This window comes from Sphingomonas paludis, assembly GCF_053502515.1.
The window spans coordinates 2,231,515-2,247,173 of the sequence record NZ_CP187558.1 but is presented as its reverse complement, the minus strand read 5'-3'; the positions used below and the strand labels follow the sequence as shown (position 1 = coordinate 2,247,173).

Annotated in this window: 12 protein-coding genes; 9 read left to right on the top strand and 3 right to left on the bottom strand. The window is 67.3% G+C overall.

Annotated elements, in window-relative coordinates:
• The first annotated feature begins 1 nt into the window (after nucleotide 1).
• The 5 genes from ACPVPU_RS10805 (at nucleotide 2) to mmsB (ending at nucleotide 5,007) form a co-directional block, all read left to right on the top strand.
• Nucleotides 2-937: a polysaccharide deacetylase family protein gene (locus ACPVPU_RS10805; protein ID WP_448657949.1), complete on the top strand. Its 936-nt coding sequence runs from the start codon at nucleotides 2-4 to the stop codon at nucleotides 935-937.
• Nucleotides 934-2,076 carry an acyl-CoA dehydrogenase family protein gene (locus ACPVPU_RS10800; protein WP_448657948.1) on the top strand — a complete coding sequence of 381 codons (1,143 nt, stop codon included), beginning with the start codon at nucleotides 934-936 and terminating at the stop codon, nucleotides 2,074-2,076. The genes ACPVPU_RS10805 and ACPVPU_RS10800 overlap by 4 nt, the downstream gene beginning before the upstream one ends.
• Nucleotides 2,073-3,113 carry an enoyl-CoA hydratase/isomerase family protein gene (locus ACPVPU_RS10795; protein ID WP_448657947.1) on the top strand — a complete coding sequence of 347 codons (1,041 nt, stop codon included), beginning with the start codon at nucleotides 2,073-2,075 and terminating at the stop codon, nucleotides 3,111-3,113. Before ACPVPU_RS10800 ends, ACPVPU_RS10795 begins: the two co-directional genes overlap by 4 nt.
• Before the next feature lie 102 nt (nucleotides 3,114-3,215).
• Nucleotides 3,216-3,992: an enoyl-CoA hydratase gene (locus ACPVPU_RS10790; RefSeq protein WP_448657946.1), complete on the top strand. Its 777-nt coding sequence runs from the start codon at nucleotides 3,216-3,218 to the stop codon at nucleotides 3,990-3,992.
• A gap of 133 nt (nucleotides 3,993-4,125) precedes the next feature.
• Nucleotides 4,126-5,007 carry a 3-hydroxyisobutyrate dehydrogenase gene (mmsB, locus tag ACPVPU_RS10785; RefSeq protein WP_448657945.1) on the top strand — a complete coding sequence of 294 codons (882 nt, stop codon included), beginning with the start codon at nucleotides 4,126-4,128 and terminating at the stop codon, nucleotides 5,005-5,007.
• Nucleotides 5,008-5,092: 85 nt separating this feature from the next.
• On the opposite strand, the gene ACPVPU_RS10780 is transcribed toward mmsB, so the two are convergent.
• Nucleotides 5,093-7,615, bottom strand: a complete 2,523-nt coding sequence (locus ACPVPU_RS10780) for an ABC transporter permease (protein ID WP_448657944.1) — start codon at nucleotides 7,613-7,615, stop codon at nucleotides 5,093-5,095.
• On the bottom strand, nucleotides 7,612-8,316 hold the full coding sequence (locus ACPVPU_RS10775; protein WP_448657943.1) for an ABC transporter ATP-binding protein: 705 nt from the start codon (nucleotides 8,314-8,316) through the stop codon (nucleotides 7,612-7,614). Before ACPVPU_RS10775 ends, ACPVPU_RS10780 begins: the two co-directional genes overlap by 4 nt.
• Nucleotides 8,317-8,336: 20 nt before the next feature.
• Here ACPVPU_RS10775 and ACPVPU_RS10770 point away from each other — a divergent pair, with 20 nt between their 5' ends.
• A complete protein-coding gene (locus tag ACPVPU_RS10770; RefSeq protein WP_448657942.1) occupies nucleotides 8,337-9,062 on the top strand; it encodes an arylesterase in 726 nt (241 codons plus the stop codon).
• Nucleotides 9,063-9,124: 62 nt separating this feature from the next.
• Nucleotides 9,125-10,063 (top strand): right-handed parallel beta-helix repeat-containing protein, encoded by a 939-nt coding sequence (locus ACPVPU_RS10765; RefSeq protein WP_448657941.1) that lies wholly within the window; start codon nucleotides 9,125-9,127, stop codon nucleotides 10,061-10,063.
• A 224-nt stretch (nucleotides 10,064-10,287) separates the two neighbouring features.
• Here ACPVPU_RS10765 and ACPVPU_RS10760 read toward each other — a convergent pair whose 3' ends face one another.
• The gene (locus tag ACPVPU_RS10760; protein ID WP_448657940.1) at nucleotides 10,288-11,934 is read right to left on the bottom strand and encodes an alkaline phosphatase family protein; all 1,647 of its coding nucleotides are present in this window, start codon (nucleotides 11,932-11,934) and stop codon (nucleotides 10,288-10,290) included.
• 87 nt (nucleotides 11,935-12,021) lie between these two features.
• Between ACPVPU_RS10760 and ACPVPU_RS10755 the strand changes: the two genes are divergently transcribed.
• Nucleotides 12,022-14,058 (top strand): protein-disulfide reductase DsbD family protein, encoded by a 2,037-nt coding sequence (locus ACPVPU_RS10755; protein WP_448657939.1) that lies wholly within the window; start codon nucleotides 12,022-12,024, stop codon nucleotides 14,056-14,058.
• Nucleotides 14,059-14,145: 87 nt separating this feature from the next.
• A complete protein-coding gene (locus ACPVPU_RS10750; RefSeq protein WP_448657938.1) occupies nucleotides 14,146-15,657 on the top strand; it encodes a circularly permuted type 2 ATP-grasp protein in 1,512 nt (503 codons plus the stop codon).
• The last annotated feature ends 2 nt before the right edge of the window (nucleotides 15,658-15,659 follow it).

The following is a 15,659-nucleotide window of genomic DNA, read 5'->3' as shown; positions in this document are numbered from 1 at the left end:
GATGCTGTTCCGCCTGCTTTCCGTCCTTTGCCTGCTCATCGCCATGCCCGCCATCGCGCAGGACAAGCGGATCGCAATCACCTTCGACGATGCCCCCCGCGACCGCGGCGCTTTCCTGACGCCGGACGAGCGGACGGAGCGCCTGATCGAGGGGTTAAAGGCAGCGGGCGTTGAGCAGGCGGCGTTCTTCGTCAATCCCGGCTTTCTGGAAAACCCGGACGGGCAGGGGGGCGAAGCGCGGCTGGCCGCCTATGTCGCCTCGGGCCATGTGCTTGCCAATCACAGCTTCTCTCACCCGGCGCTCACCGACCTGTCTGCGGCGGACTATTTGGCGAACATCGACCGGGCCGAGGCATGGTTGAAGCAACAGCCCGGCCATCGCCCCTGGTTCCGCTTCCCATTCCTCAACGAAGGGCGCGCCGACAAGGCGAAGCGCGATGCCGTCCGCGTGGGCCTGCGTGAGCGCGGGCTGACGAACGGCTATGTTACGGCGGACGCCAGCGACTGGAACCTGGAAGGGCTGACCATTTCCGCCAAACGGGCGGGCAAGCCGATGGACATGGATGCGCTCCGCGATCTCTATGTCCGGATGCACGTCGACGCGGCGGAGACCTATGACCGCATCGCCCGCGAGACGCTGGGCCGATCGCCCGCTCATGTCATGCTGATGCACGAGACGGACTTGGCCGCCCTGTTCATTCCCGATCTGGTTGCGGCGCTCCAGGCAAAGGGGTGGACGATCATTACCGCCGATGCCGCCTATGCCGATCCCATCGCACCCCTCGCCATGACCGTGGACGTGCCCTCGGCTCAGGGCACCCTCACCGAGGCGCTGGCGTGGGAAAAGGGTATGGCCCCCCCGCGCTGGTATGAAGGCAACAGCACTGAGATCGCCAACCGGTGGTTTGCGGAGCAGGTGCTCAAGGAAGCAAAATGACCCAGTTCGACCTAACCGACGATCAGCGCGAGATTCAGGAGCTTGCGCGCCGTTTCACCGCCGATGCCATCACCCCCTTTGCGGCGGAATGGGACGAAAAGCACATTTTTCCGCGCGACACGATCAAGGCCGCGGCGGAACTGGGCTTTGCCGCCATCTATGTCAGCGAGGAATCGGGCGGCATCGGGCTTGGCCGGCTGGAGGCCGCGCTGATCATGGAGGCTATGGCCTATGGCTGCCCGTCGACCAGCGCCTTCATCTCCATCCACAACATGGCCGCGTGGATGCTCGACCGCTTCGGATCGGACGCGGTGAAGGACAAGTATCTGCCCCGGCTGGTCACGATGGACTGGATCGCCAGCTATTGCCTGACCGAACCGTCGTCCGGCTCGGACGCGGCGGCGCTTAAGACCCGCGCGGTGCGCGATGGCGACCATTATGTCGTTACCGGCACCAAACAGTTCATTTCCGGAGGCGGCGAGAACGAGCTGTATCTCGTCATGGTCCGTACCGGGGAGGAAGGGCCGAAGGGCATTTCCTGCCTCGCCATCGAAAAGGATATGCCCGGCGTCAGCTTCGGCGCGAACGAGCGCAAGCTTGGCTGGCATTCGCAACCGACGCGGCAGGTGATCCTGGAGGACGTGCGCGTGCCGGTCGAAAATCTGGTGGGTGCAGAGGGGCTGGGGTTCCGCATCGCCATGATGGGACTGGACGGCGGCCGCCTCAACATTGGCGCCTGTTCGCTGGGCGGGGCGCAGCGCTGCCTCGACGAAAGCATCGCCTATGTGAAGGACCGCAAGCAGTTCGGGCAGCCGATCGCGGATTTCCAGAACACCCAGTTCATGCTGGCCGACATGGCCACCGAGCTGGAGGCCGCCCGCGCGCTCCTTTACCTGGCGGCGGCCAAGGTGACGGCGGATGCGCCGGACAAGACGCGCTTTGCCGCCATGGCCAAACGGCTGGCGACCGACACGGGCAGCGCCGTGGTCGACCGCGCGCTGCAATTGCACGGCGGATACGGCTATCTGATGGACTATCCCATCGAACGCTTCTGGCGCGACCTGCGCGTGCATTCGATCCTGGAAGGGACGAACCAGGTGATGCGCATGATCGTTGGCCGGGACTTGCTGCGCCAGTGAGCGACGTCCTCATCACCCGCAACGGTGCGGTCGGTCGCATCCGGCTCAACCGGCCGAAAGCGATCCATGCTCTGACCACCGCCATGTGCCAGGCCGTCCTCGACGCATTGGACGAATGGCGGGACGATGCCGACGTTCACGCCGTGATACTCGACCATGCGGAGGGCCGCGGCTTCTGCGCGGGCGGCGATATCCGGATGCTGGCGGAAAGCGGCGGCGGCGATGGCGCGGCGGCCCGCGATTTCTTTCGAATCGAATATCGCATGAACCATGCGCTATTCGCCTATGCCAAGCCGATTGTCGCCTTCATGGACGGCATCACCATGGGTGGCGGCGTCGGGATCAGCCAGCCTGCGCGCTACCGCGTGGCGACCGAAAACACCCGGCTGGCCATGCCCGAAACCGGCATCGGCCTGTTCCCCGATGTCGGCGGCGGCTGGTATCTCTCCCGCCTGCCGGGCCGCATCGGCCAGTATCTAGCGGTCACCGGTGTGAGGATCGACGGCGCGGAATGCCTCGGCCTTGGCCTTGCCACGCACTATCTGCCCGCCACCGCGCTGGAGGATGCCAAGGCGCTGATCATCGCCGACCCGACCGGGATCGAGGCGGTGCTGGCCGACCTTGCCGCCGCCGCGTCACAGCCGCGCATCCTTGCCCATCGCGAAGCCATCGACCGCCTGTTCGCCAGCGACCGGCTGGAGGAGATCGTCGCCGCGCTGGAAGCCGACGACAGCGATTTCGCCCGCGACACGCTCGCGACGATCCGTACCAAGTCGCCCCAGGCCATGAAGGTCAGCCTCAAGCTGCTGCTCGACGCGGCGACCATGCCGACGTTCGAGGACGAGATGCGACAGGAATATGCCGTCGCCACCCGCGTCGTGCAGCGGCCCGACTTTATCGAGGGCGTCCGCGCGCTGATCCTCGACAAGGATAATGCGCCGGTATGGAACCCCGCTGCGATCGAGGAAATGACTGATCACATGATCGACCGCATCTTCGCGCCCCTGCCGGACGACGAGGCGTGGACGCCTGTCTAGACCTCATCGTCACCCCGGCCTTGAGCCGGGGTCCAGCTCATGCCAACCCGCCAGTAAAGCGGGAGCCCGGCTCAAGGCCGGGGTGACGGAAGGAAAACAGGAATGACTTACGAAACCATCCTGGTCGAACCGCGCGCCGACGGCGTCACGCTGATCACGCTCAACCGGCCAAAGGCGCTGAATGCCCTCAACGCGCAGGTGCTGGCCGATCTGCTGGCCGCGCTCGCTGCGTTCGATGCCGACCCGGCGCAGGGCTGCGCCGTCATCACCGGCAGTGAAAAGGCGTTCGCAGCGGGTGCTGACATCAAGGAAATGGCCGAGATGGGCTTTGCCGACATGTATGGCGGCAATCATTTCAGTGGGTGGGAGGCGTTCACCCGCACCCGCAAGCCGGTGATTGCCGCAGTTGCCGGCTATGCGCTGGGCGGCGGTTGCGAGCTGGCGATGATGTGCGACTTCATCCTTGCCGCCGACACCGCAAAGTTCGGCCAGCCGGAGATCAAGCTGGGCGTCACCCCCGGCATGGGCGGGTCGCAGCGGCTGGCCCGCGCAGTGGGCAAGGCAAAGGCGATGGAAATGGTCCTCACCGGCCGGATGATGGACGCTGCCGAAGCGGAACGGGCAGGGCTGGTCAGCCGCATCGTCCCCGCCGCTGATCTGCTGGCCGAGGCGCTAAAGACCGCTGCCGCCATCGCCGCCATGCCACCGCTCGCGGTCCTTGCGAACAAGGAACTGGTCAACGCCGCGTTCGAAACCACGCTGGCTCAGGGGGTTCAGTTCGAACGCCGCCTGTTCAACGGCCTGTTCGGCACGGCGGACCAGAAAGAGGGCATGGCCGGGTTCATGGAAAAGCGCCCCGGCAAGTGGACGGGGCGTTAATAGCCCTCTCCCCTTCAGGGGAGAGGGTTGGGCGAGGGGCAGGCGCGCAATCCCCTCTCCAGGCTTCGCTAGCGAGCGGGCTCGCAAGCTGCGCTATCCTCTCCCCTGAAGGGGCGAGGAATGGGAGTATCGTATGACCAGCATCGCGTTTATCGGCCTTGGCAACATGGGCGGCGGCATGGCGGCCAATCTGGCCAGGGCCGGACATGACGTGCGCGCCTATGACCTGTCGGAGGCCGCGCTCGACCGCGCCCGTGCTGCCGGATGCCTCGTCGCGCTGTCGGTGGAAGAGGCGGTTGGCGGGGCGGAGGCGATCGTCACCATGCTGCCCGCCGGCACCCATGTCGATCAGGTCTGGCGCGAACAGCTGATCCCTCTGGCCGCGCCCGGCACGCTGCTGATCGACTGTTCGACCATCGATGTCGCGACCGCCCGTGCGGTGGCCGAAGCGGCGGCGACGCGCGGCCTGCTTGCGGTAGATGCGCCGGTATCGGGCGGCATCGCTGCGGCCAATGCCGGCACGCTGACTTTCATGGTCGGCGGGACGGACGCGGCCTTTGCCAAGGCCGAGCCGATCCTGTCCGCCATGGGCAAGTCGGTGATCCATGCAGGGGCCGTCGGCGCGGGTCAGGCGGCAAAGATCTGCAACAACATGATCCTGGGCGCGACCATGGCCGCCACCTGCGAAGCATTCGTGCTTGCGGAAAAGCTGGGGTTGGATGCGCAGCGTTTCTTCGATATCGCCTCGGTCTCGTCGGGGCAGAGCTGGTCGATGACCAGTTATTGCCCGGTCCCCGGCGTCGGCCCGGAAACCCCCGCCGACCGCGATTATCAGGGCGGGTTCGCCGCCCAGCTGATGCTCAAGGACCTGAACCTCGCCATGGCGGCCGCCGACGATGCGGGGGCGGCCACGCCGATGGGCAAGCGCGCCGCCGAACTCTATCAGCGCTTCGTGGACGAGGGAAACGGCACGCTGGATTTCAGCGGCCTCATCCGGATGCTGGCGAGGGATTGAACCGTGTTCCTGCGAAAGCAGGAACCCAGAGCCACACCGGCATCGCGTTGCGCCCTGGGCTGCTGCTTTCGCAGGAGGACCAACCTCACAGCCCCCTGAGCGCCTGTGCGGGCCGCACCGACATGATCGGGATCGACCCCGCCAGCCCGATCGCCAGCGTCCCCAGCGCACCCACGCCCAGCGTGCCGAGCACAAGCACCCAGTCCGGCGACCAACCGAACTCGAAAATCCGCACGATCACGAACCATGCCGCACCCAGGCCAAGCGCCAGCGCCACCCCAGCCAGCACGCTCGCCAGCAGCGCATATTCGATCGCCTGCGCGCCCAGCACCTGCCACCGCGTCGCGCCCAGCGTTTTCAGGATCACGCTGTCATAGGCCCGCGCCTGCCGCGATGCCGCAATCGCCCCCACCAGCACCGCAATGCCCGCCAGGATCGCGACCGATCCGGCCAGCAGGATTGCGGTCGACATCTGGCCCAGCAACACGCTCACCTGCGCCACGACCTCGCCCACGTCGATCACCGAAACCGACGGAAATGCCGCCAGCAACGCCCGCGTCATCCCCGGCTGGACCGTGCCGGGCAGGGTAATCGTCGCCGCCAGGCTGTGCGGCGCGGCCTTCAGCGTCGATGGCGTGAACACCATGATGTAGTTGAAGCCCATCGTCTCCCAATTCACCTGGCGCAGCGAGGCGATGCGCGCGTCGATTTCGCGCCCCAGCACGGATACGGTGATGGTGTCGCCGACGCCGACCTGCATCACCTTTGCCGCTTCCTGATCCAGCGAGATCAGCGGCGGCCCGGCATAGTCCTTCGGCCACCACTCGCCCGCCGTCAGCTCCGACCCCTCCGGCAGCACATCGGCATAGGTGACGCCCCGTTCGCCGCGCAGGAACCATGCGCCTTCGGGCAGGGTTTTCATGTCCGCCACCCGCTGCCCGCGAAACGCGACGATCGTGCCGCGCAGGGTGGGCACGATGTTAAGCGCCGCCCCCGGCGCCTGTTCCTGCACCAGCGCGCCGAACGCCGCCTGCCGCTCGATGGGAATGTCCAGCACGAACTGGTCCGGCGCCTTTTTCGGCACAGTGTTGCGGATTTCGTTCGCCAGGCTCGACTGGATCGCCGCCAGCGTGACGAACAGGGTGAGGCCAAGGCCCAGCGCCACGACCAGCGCCGATGTCTGCGCGCCCGGCCGATACAGGTTGGTCACCGCCAGCCGCGCCAGCGGACGGCGCGGCGAGGGCAGGCGTCGGGCAAGCCAGCGGACAGCAACGCCGATCCCCAGCAGCAACAGGATCGTGCCCGCAACGCCGCCCAGCACGGCGGCCGCGAACAGCGGATCGCGCGCCGTGCCCAGCGCCAGCGCCAGCACCGCCGCCCCGGCCAACGCGACCAGCCCAAGCGTCCGCCGGTCGATCCCCGCGCGCCGGTCCACCGTCTCGCGGAAAATCGCGGCGGCGGGTAGGGTGCGCGCGCGCGCCAGCGGGGGCAGGGTAAAGATCAGCGCGATCAACAGGCCATAGCCCGCACTGATCGCCAGCGCCCCCGGCGCGATGGTAAAGCCCGGCTTTACCGGCAACAGGTCCTGCACCGCCGTCACCAGTGCAAAGGGCAGGACGATGCCTGTCACCAGCCCTGCCGCAATCGCCAGCAATGCCACCGCGCCCACCTGCATCAGATAGATGCGGGCAATATCGCCCGACGATGCACCGAGGATCTTCAGCGTCGCAATGCCGTTCCGCTTGATCGCCAGATAGGAGCCGACGCCATTGCTGACGCCGATCCCCGCAATCGCCAGCGCCGCCAGCCCGATCAGTGCTAGAAACTGCCCCATCCGCTCGAAAAAGCGGCTGGTGCCTGGGGCCGCGCCATCGCGCGTCTTGATGTCCAGCCCGGCCTCCGGGAACGCGGCCTTCAGCTGGTCGGCCACCGCCTTGGCGTCCGTGCCATCGGGCGTGCGGATGCGGTATTTGCTCTCATACAGGCTGCCCGGCAGGATCAGGCCGCTGCGCCGCAGCCCGTCGAGCGAGGTGAGCGCCACCGGCCCCAGCGTGAACCCTTCGCCCACCCGGTCGGGTTCGTCGGCGATGATGTCGCGGATGCGGTAAGTCGCCTCGCCATAGCGAAGCGTGTCGCCCGGCTTCAGCGCCAGCCGCTCCGCCAGCGCCTCACCGATCACCACGTCGTCCGCGTTCAACCGCGCCGTGCCGCCGCCCTGCAGCGTGAGCGTACCGTAAAGCGGATAGGCGTTGTCCACGCCCTTAAACTCGGTCAGCACGGCTGACGGACCATTGGTCCCCGCATCCACCCGCTGCGCCATGGCGCGCAGCCGGATCGTCTCCGACAGGCGGCCGGCTGTGCGGAAGGCGGCCTTTTCCGGCTCGCTCGCCTCGCGCTGGGTCATCTCGATCTCGACATCGCCGCCCAGGATCAACTGACCCTTGGACGCGATCTCGCCGGTAATCGCGCTGGTCAGTCCACCGATCGTTGCCAGCGTCGCCACGCCTAGGAACAGGCAGACGAACAGCAGGCGCAGCCCGCGAAACCCGGCATGGAGGTCGCGCCGCGCAATCCGCCACAGCGCTGCCCAGCTCAGCCGCTCACTCATGTGCGGACCCGGTCGGCCACGATCACGCCGTCACGCATCTCGACCACCCGGTCGCATCGTTCGGCGAGCGCGGGATCATGGGTGATGATGACCAGGGTCGCGCCCGCCGCCCGCTGCCGGTCGAACAAAATGTCCTCGATCGCGCCGCTGGTCGCGCCGTCCAGATTGCCGGTCGGCTCGTCGGCGAACAGGATGGCGGGGCGGGGCGCGACCGCGCGGGCAATGGCTACACGCTGCTGCTCGCCGCCCGACAATTGCGCCGGATAATGGGTCAGCCGGTGGCCAAGGCCCACCGCCTCCAGTTCCGCCCGCCCGCGCTCGAACGCATCGGCCACGCCCGCCAGCTCCATCGGCACCGCGACATTTTCAAGCGCGGTCATGGTGGGGAGCAGGTGAAAGGATTGCAGGACGATGCCGATCCGCCCCCGCCGCGCGCGGGCCAGCCCATCCTCGTCCATCGGGCCGAAATCCATGTCGGCAACGCGCACCTCGCCGCCGCTGGCGCGCTCCAGCCCGGACAGGATCGCCATCAGCGACGACTTGCCCGAACCCGACGGGCCAAGGATGGCGATGCTCTGGCCGAGCGGAATGCTAAGGTCGATGCCCTTCAAAATCTCGGTCGGGGCCGCGCTCGTGCCGAGCGTAAGGGTGACATTCCGCGCATGGATCGCAATATGGGCAGGCTCGACGGGTGCGTGCATTGGATAAGGAAATCCCCGGCATGGGTTTGAATTGGGTTCGGCGTGGAACGACATATGTGGCGCTGTGCGCTGCAGCGCAATTGCTGGCATCCTGTTCCGGCGAGCCGGCGGTGGGCAATGCCGCGGCACCGACTGCCCAGCCAAGTGCTGCGGCCCCGGCCGAGGCAGCGGACGCACGTCTGGTCGTCGCATTCGGCGACAGCCTCTATGCCGGGTACGGCGTCCTGCAACAGCAAAGCTTTCCCTCGGTCCTCGAACGCACGCTGAAGGAACAGGGGATCGCCGCCACCGTCCGCAATGCCGGTGTTTCCGGGGATACGACGCAGGCGGGGGCTCAGCGGCTTGCCTTCACGCTGGATGGGTTGCCGCGAAAGCCCGATCTGGTCGTGCTTGGTCTTGGCGGTAACGACATGCTGCGCGGCCTTGATCCTGCGGAAACCGACCGCAACCTGCGCACGATGCTGGACGAGTTGAAGCGGCGGGACATTCCCGTGCTGCTGACCGGCATGGTCGCCGCGCCGAACATGGGGCCTGATTATCAGCGGCGGTTCGACGCCATCTATCCTGCGCTGGCGAAGGATTACGATGCGCCGCTCTATCCCTTTTTCCTCGACGGCGTGATCGGCGACCGCGCGCTGATGCTGGACGATTCCATTCACCCCAATCCCGACGGCATCGAACGCGTCACCGCACGGGTCGCGCCGCTGGTCGCAGAGGCACTCAAGGGCGCCGTGGGCGGCGGTTAACCCTCTATTTGCCTTCACAAACCGGGCGGCAGCGATCATGCGATGGCGGACAGGAGACCGCCATGCGCATTGCCGTTCCGCTCGCCGCCGCCCTTGCCCTGACCATGCCCAGCGCCGTCGTCTCGCAATCGCGGGGCGCATTCGTCATCGAACAGACCGGCCAGGCGTTCGACACCATCGACGCTGCCGTAACGGAGGCGCATGACAGCAATTCGACCATCCTGATCGCCCCCGGTGTCTATCGCCAGTGCACGGTGCAGATCACCGGCAACATTACCTACAAGGCGCGCGAGCCGGGGACGGTGGTGTTCGAGGGCGAGACCTGCGAGGACAAGGCGGCGTTCGTCCTGCGCGGGAAATCCTCGGTCGTGGACGGTATCGTCTTTCGCGGGTTCAGCGTCAGCGACGGCAATGGCGCCGGCATCCGCATCGAACGCGGCAACCTGATCGTGCGCAATTCGATGTTCCTGGATAGCCAGGAAGGGATCCTGGGCGCGACAGAGGAGCCGTGGGACATCACCATCGACCGCTCGACCTTTGCGGGCCTTGGCCAGTGCGACGAAAGCGAAAGCTGCGCGCATTCCATCTATCTGGAAACCACCGGCCTGATCACCGTCACCCGGTCGCGCTTCGAACGGGGCGAGGGCGGGCATTACATCAAGCTACGCGGCCCGCGCGTCGACATCCGCGACAACAGTTTCGACGACACGCGCGGAGACAAGACCAATTACATGATCGACCTGTCTGTCGGCGGCACCGGCGTGATCGCGGGCAACTCCATGGTGCAGGGGCGGAACAAGGAAAACTGGACCGCCTTCATCGCCGTGTCGCCGGAAGCCCGCGAACACCGCGCGGCTGGTCTCAGGATCGAGGGCAATGACGCCCGCCTGGCCCCCGGCGTGGAGAAAAACCCGGTCTTCGTCGCCAATGCCAGCGGCGAACGGCTTGCCATCGGCCAGAACACGCTGGGCCAGGGCATCCGCCCGTACGAGACGCGGTAAGCCCGTCATAAGTCATTGCGAGCGAAGCGCAGCAATCCAGCGGCTAGCGCAGTTTGGAGAGGGCGGAGTCCGGGCTGCACCCCGCCGTTAAGCGCGGTCGAGGTTCATCCTGCACATCCAACCCGTTCGCGCTGAGCCTGTCGAAGCGCTGCCCTTCTCTTGTCGGCACCAAACAGGACAATGCTTCGACAGGCTCAGCATGAGCGGTGTTGCGGACCTTGGTCCTATTTGGCCGGACAACTCGTCCCCGCACCCGCATCCAGGTCGCGGCAGACCCCGTCAATCTCCCCCGCCGGGATCGTCAGGCCCAGCACCCCGGCCAGCGTCGGCAGGATATCGACGGTGGCGATGGGCAGCGGCTGTTCGAATGCGGGCATCCCCTGCCGCCAGAACAGGATCGGCACCCAGCGGTCATAATCCCACACGCTGCCATGCGTCGCCACATAGCCGCCGGTCGGGTCGGCGATCGGCGTCACCCGTTGCTTCAGCGCGATGAACAGGTCGCCCGACCGCTCGGGATGAAAGGTCGCGCGGGCGCGCTCGGCGATGGTCCAGCGCTCCGGCGAGGCGGTCGGCATCGGCATCGCGAACAGTTGTTCGCGGGTCAGCACGGTTTCCACCTGCGGATGCGCGCTCAGCCTCGCAACCGCCGCCGCCAGCGCGCGCGGACGGTCCTTTGCCGGGATCGCCGGGTCCAGCCACAGGTCGCCGCTATTGCCGCCCCACAGCATTCGGCCAGTAAGGCCCAGTTCGCGCGCCACCGCCTCGCCGATGGCAACGGGGTTCAGCGCGGAATCGACCCGCTGCGCATCGGCAAAGCCCTGCATCCGCACCCGCTCCGGCAGGTCGTGCCCGCCATGATCGGCGCTCAGCACCACCATGTAATCGACGCCCGTCCGGTCGAGCACCGCGAAGAACCCGGCCAGGTCGCGGTCCAGCGAGAGCAGGTTCAGGCACATTTCCGTGCCCTGATTGCCATAGGTGTGGCCGACATAATCGGTCGCGGCCAGCCCGACAGTCAGCACGTCCGTCGCGTCCCCACTACCCAGCTTCATGTCCTGAACCAGTGTGGCGGCGATGGCGAGCGTGCTGGCATCCAGTTCGGGCGATGCGCGAAACGCGCGGGCGTCCCCGGCGGCGCGGGCAAATCGACCCGTGCCGACACTCTTGCCGCCGCCAATGTCGATCGCCCGGTCGCGCGAGCGGCACTGCTCGGGCAGGTCCAGCGCCGCCTGCGCCTGCGCCAGCCGGGCGGCGACGGCGGCATTGCCCCGCGTGACGGCCGACGGCTCGGCGCGCCCGGCATAGCTGACGAATCCCTTTCCGCCCCACCACCAGATTTCGTCGGCGTTCGGCCCGGCCATCATCACTGCAGACCGGTCCTTGCCCGACACCGCGACGGTGCGGCTGGCGGGGTTCGCGACCTTCAGCCGGTCACCCAGCGTCGGCACCTTCAGGTGGACGGGCGACACCGTGTAACTGCGCGAGGTGCTGCCCGGCACGCGCTCGTCCTCGGCGCAATAGATCGTCTTGTCCGCGCGCGGGCTGGCCGGGTCGATCCAGTCGTTGGCGATGATGCCGCTGCGCGCAGGATAGCTGCCGGTCAGCAGCGTCGAATGGCCGGGGCAGGTCTCTGTGGCCGACTGCGCCTGATACCCGTCGGCGAACACCACGCCCGACTGCAATCGCGCCAGCCCGCCCGCAAAATGCTGGCGATACCCGGCGAACAGGTCGCCGCCCAGCTGATCGACCGAGATGGCAACGATCAGTTTCGGCGGGCCGCTTGCAGGAGCCGGGGTAACCGATTGCGCGGCGGCGGGCGAACCCGCTAGGGCGGACAGGCACAGCAGGGCGGCGGTCAGGCGGCGCATGAGAAAAGCTCCCGATGGATCGCCGCGACGGCTAGGCCGGTGCGGCGGATGAGGCAAGGACGGCGAATGCGGTTGAACCATGTCGGGATGATGACAGTGCGCGCGCTGCTGGCGCTCGTCGCGCTCGTCCTCGTATCTCCGATTGCCGCGCAAGGCATCGGCCCCGGTCCGCATATCGCCATCGATCTGATTGCGGAGACCGATCGGCCCGCGCCGGGCAGCGAGGTGACGCTGGCGTTCGACAGCCGCCCGGATGCGGGATGGCACGGATATTGGCTCAACCCCGGCGCGGCGGGCGTCGCCACCCGCTACGACTGGAATCTGCCGCCGGGCGTGACGGCAGGCGCCCCGCGCTATCCTGTGCCGCACCGGCTGATCGTCGCGGGCATCATGAACTATGTCTATGAAGGGCCGTTCGCGCCGCTGGTGACGCTCAAGGTGCCGGATGGCCTTGCTCCGGGCACGAGGCTGCCGGTCAGCGTCAAGCTCGATTATCTCGTCTGCACCGACGAGATCTGCGTGCCCGAACGGGCCGATCGGTCGATCACGCTGACGGTTGGTGATGGCGCGGTCGATCCGGCGATGCGCGCGCGATTCGATGCGTGGCGCCGCGCCATCCCTCCGCCGATCGGCAGCCCCGCCGCCTTTGCGCTCGAAGGGGCAGGGGAGGGGCGGACGATCCGCCTGGCGATCCCCTTTCCGGCCGATCAGCCGCTCGATGATCCCTATTTCTTTCCACTGACCGGCGATGTCGTGGATTACGACGCGGCCCAGCGGGTCGTGCGCGACGGCGACCGCGTGCTGATCGAGACCCGCGCGACAGGGGCGGTCGACCGTATCGAGGGCGTGTTGTCGACGGGCGAAGGGCGGGGCTTCGCCATCGCTGCCACGCCCGGACCGGTGCCCGCGCTGCCATCCGGCGGGATGGACTGGACGGCTGCGCTGATTGCCTTCCTGGGGGCGCTGGCGGGCGGGGTGCTGCTCAACGTCATGCCCTGCGTGTTCCCGATCCTAAGCCTCAAGGCGCTGAGCCTGGCCAAGGCCGGCGGCGAGGAGCGACAGGCACGGCGCGAGGCGCTGGCCTATACCGCCGGGGTCGTCGCTGTCTGCCTGGCGCTGGGCGGCCTGCTGCTTGCCCTGCGCGCGGGCGGTGCCAGTGTCGGCTGGGCGTTCCAGCTGCAGAATCCGCAGGTGATCCTGGTCCTGTTGCTGCTGGTCACCGCCATCGCCCTCAATCTGGCGGGCCTGTTCGAGATGACCTTGCCCGGCCCGCTCGCCCGGCTGACCGATGGCGGGTCGGGCAATGCCTTCATGACCGGCGCGCTCGCCGCTTTCGTCGCCACGCCCTGCACCGGACCCTTTATGGCGGCGGCGCTGGGCGCTGCGCTGGTACTGCCCACGCCGGTCGCCCTCCTGATCTTTGCAGGGCTGGGGCTGGGGCTGGCACTGCCCTTTCTGCTGCTCGGCTATGTGCCTGCCCTTCGTCGGCGCCTGCCAAAGCCGGGGGCATGGATGGTGCGTCTGCGCCATATCCTGTCCGTGCCGATGTTCCTCACTGCGCTCGCGCTTGCCTGGGTATTGGGGCAACAGGCGGGGGTTGGCGGCATGACGCTGGGGCTGGGCGCAGCAATGTTGTTCGCGCTCGGCCTGTGGTGGTCGGGGGCTTTGCAACGGGGGTTCAGCGCCCGCGCCTGGGTGCCCGGCACGCTGGCGCTGGTCGCCGGGCTCGCCGCGCTGCCGCTGGTCAAGCCGGCCCCCGCCGATGCCGCGCCGTCCGCCGCCATTGCCGGGGCCGAACCGTTCAGCGAGGCGCGCCTGGCCGCGCTCCGGGCAGAGGGGCGTCCGGTCTTTGCCTATTTCACCGCCGACTGGTGCGTCACCTGCAAGGTGAACGAGCGCGCCGTCATCGACACCGATGCCGTCCGGGATGCGCTGGCAGGCGGCAAGGTGGCGGTGCTGGTCGGCGACTGGACCAATGGCGATCCTGCGCTCGGCCGCTTCATCGAGGCGAACGGCCGGGCGGGCGTGCCGCTGTATCTCTGGTACGGCCCCGGTGCCGCCCAGCCCGAAGTACTGCCCCAGTTGCTCACTCAGGCAATGCTGACGGAACGCGCTGCCCCGTAATTTTCCTGCGCCGGCCCTTGTGCGGTGCAACGATATGTGCAGCATTGGCGTTATCGGTGGAAACGGCCAAATGGGGGGCGATCGGGAGTGGACGGCGCGTTCGACGAAATCTGGGGCCTGAGCAGGGGCGCAGGTGCACGACCCGGTTTCGACGCGCTGTTCGACTGGATGGCCCAGACGCCGCCCGCAGAACTCAGCCGCCGCCTGCAGGCCGCCGAAACGATGTTCCGCCAGCTCGGCATCACCTTCGCTGTCTATGGCGATCAGGACGCGGCGGAACGGATCATCCCGTTCGATATCGTGCCGCGCATCTTCACCGCCGCCGAATGGTCCAGCCTCAGCGGCGGGCTGATCCAGCGGGTCGACGCCATCAACGCCTTTCTGCGCGACATCTATGGGCCGCAGGAGATTTTGCGGGCCGGGATCCTCCCGCCCGAATTGATCCACTGCAATGAACAGTTCCGCCCCGAAATCGTCGGCACGCGGCCGCCGCACGACGTGTGGGCGCATATCTGCGGCATTGATCTGGTCCGCACCGGCCCCGACGAATTCTTCGTGCTCGAGGATAATGCCCGCACGCCCTCCGGCGTCTCCTACATGCTCGAAAACCGCGAGGCGATGATCCGGCTGTGCCCCGAATTGTTCCGGGCGTTTCGCGTGGCTGCGGTGGACAGCTATCCGGACCTTTTGCTGGCGACGATGCAATCGGTGGCCCCGGCCGGCCGCGAACGCGCGCCCCTGTGTGTGGTGCTGACCCCCGGCCACTATAACTCCGCCTATTATGAACACAGCTTTCTGGCCGATTCGATGGGCGTGCCGCTGGTCGAGGCGGCGGACCTGATCGTCGACGACGACATCGTCTATATGCAGACGATCGGCGGCCGGGTGCGGGTGGACGTCATCTATCGCCGCATCGACGACGATTTCCTCGATCCGCTGGTGTTCCGCCCCGATTCCATGCTTGGCGTGCCGGGGATCATGGCCGCGTACCGGGCGGGCAATGTCGCGCTGATCAACGCGCCGGGCAACGGCATCGCGGATGACAAGGCGATTTACAGCTATATGCCCGAAATCGTCCGCTTCTATACGGGCAGCGACGCCAGGCTGCCCAACGTCCAGACCTGGCGGTGCCGGGAGCCGGAGGCGCTGGCCTATGTGCTCGACCGGCTGCCCGAACTGGTGGTCAAGCTGGTCGACGGGTCGGGCGGATACGGGATGCTGGTCGGGCCGACCGCCACGCGTGAAGAGATCGAACGGTTCCGAGCCGCGCTGATCGCCGAGCCGCAGCGTTATATCGCCCAGCCAACCCTGGCCCTGTCCACCGTGCCCACCTTTACCGAACAGGGACTGGCCCCGCGCCATGTCGATTTCCGCCCCTTTGTCCTGACCGGCAGCAACGGGGTGCGCGTGGTGCCCGGCGGCCTCACCCGTGTCGCGCTGAAACAGGGATCGCTCGTCGTCAATTCCAGCCAGGGCGGCGGCACCAAGGACAGTTTCGTCCTGTTGCCGGCCAGCGAAAACGAGGTGCCGGAACAGACATTGGTCAGCGAAACGCCGATCGGCACCCAGTCGCAGGTTCAGTCCGGGGGGGCGGACTGATG

What these genes read in the sequence shown, in the direction of transcription:
- ACPVPU_RS10805 (WP_448657949.1), top strand. Translation starts at nt 2, where the DNA reads ATGCTGTTCCGCCTGCTTTCCGTCCTTTGCCTGCTCATCGCCATGCCC.
- ACPVPU_RS10800 (WP_448657948.1), top strand. Translation starts at nt 934, where the DNA reads ATGACCCAGTTCGACCTAACCGACGATCAGCGCGAGATTCAGGAGCTT.
- ACPVPU_RS10790 (WP_448657946.1), top strand. Translation starts at nt 3,216, where the DNA reads ATGACTTACGAAACCATCCTGGTCGAACCGCGCGCCGACGGCGTCACG.
- mmsB (WP_448657945.1), top strand. Translation starts at nt 4,126, where the DNA reads ATGACCAGCATCGCGTTTATCGGCCTTGGCAACATGGGCGGCGGCATG.
- ACPVPU_RS10780 (WP_448657944.1), bottom strand. Translation starts at nt 7,615, where the DNA reads ATGAGTGAGCGGCTGAGCTGGGCAGCGCTGTGGCGGATTGCGCGGCGC.
- ACPVPU_RS10775 (WP_448657943.1), bottom strand. Translation starts at nt 8,316, where the DNA reads ATGCACGCACCCGTCGAGCCTGCCCATATTGCGATCCATGCGCGGAAT.
- ACPVPU_RS10770 (WP_448657942.1), top strand. Translation starts at nt 8,337, where the DNA reads ATGGGTTTGAATTGGGTTCGGCGTGGAACGACATATGTGGCGCTGTGC.
- ACPVPU_RS10765 (WP_448657941.1), top strand. Translation starts at nt 9,125, where the DNA reads ATGCGCATTGCCGTTCCGCTCGCCGCCGCCCTTGCCCTGACCATGCCC.
- ACPVPU_RS10760 (WP_448657940.1), bottom strand. Translation starts at nt 11,934, where the DNA reads ATGCGCCGCCTGACCGCCGCCCTGCTGTGCCTGTCCGCCCTAGCGGGT.
- ACPVPU_RS10755 (WP_448657939.1), top strand. Translation starts at nt 12,022, where the DNA reads ATGATGACAGTGCGCGCGCTGCTGGCGCTCGTCGCGCTCGTCCTCGTA.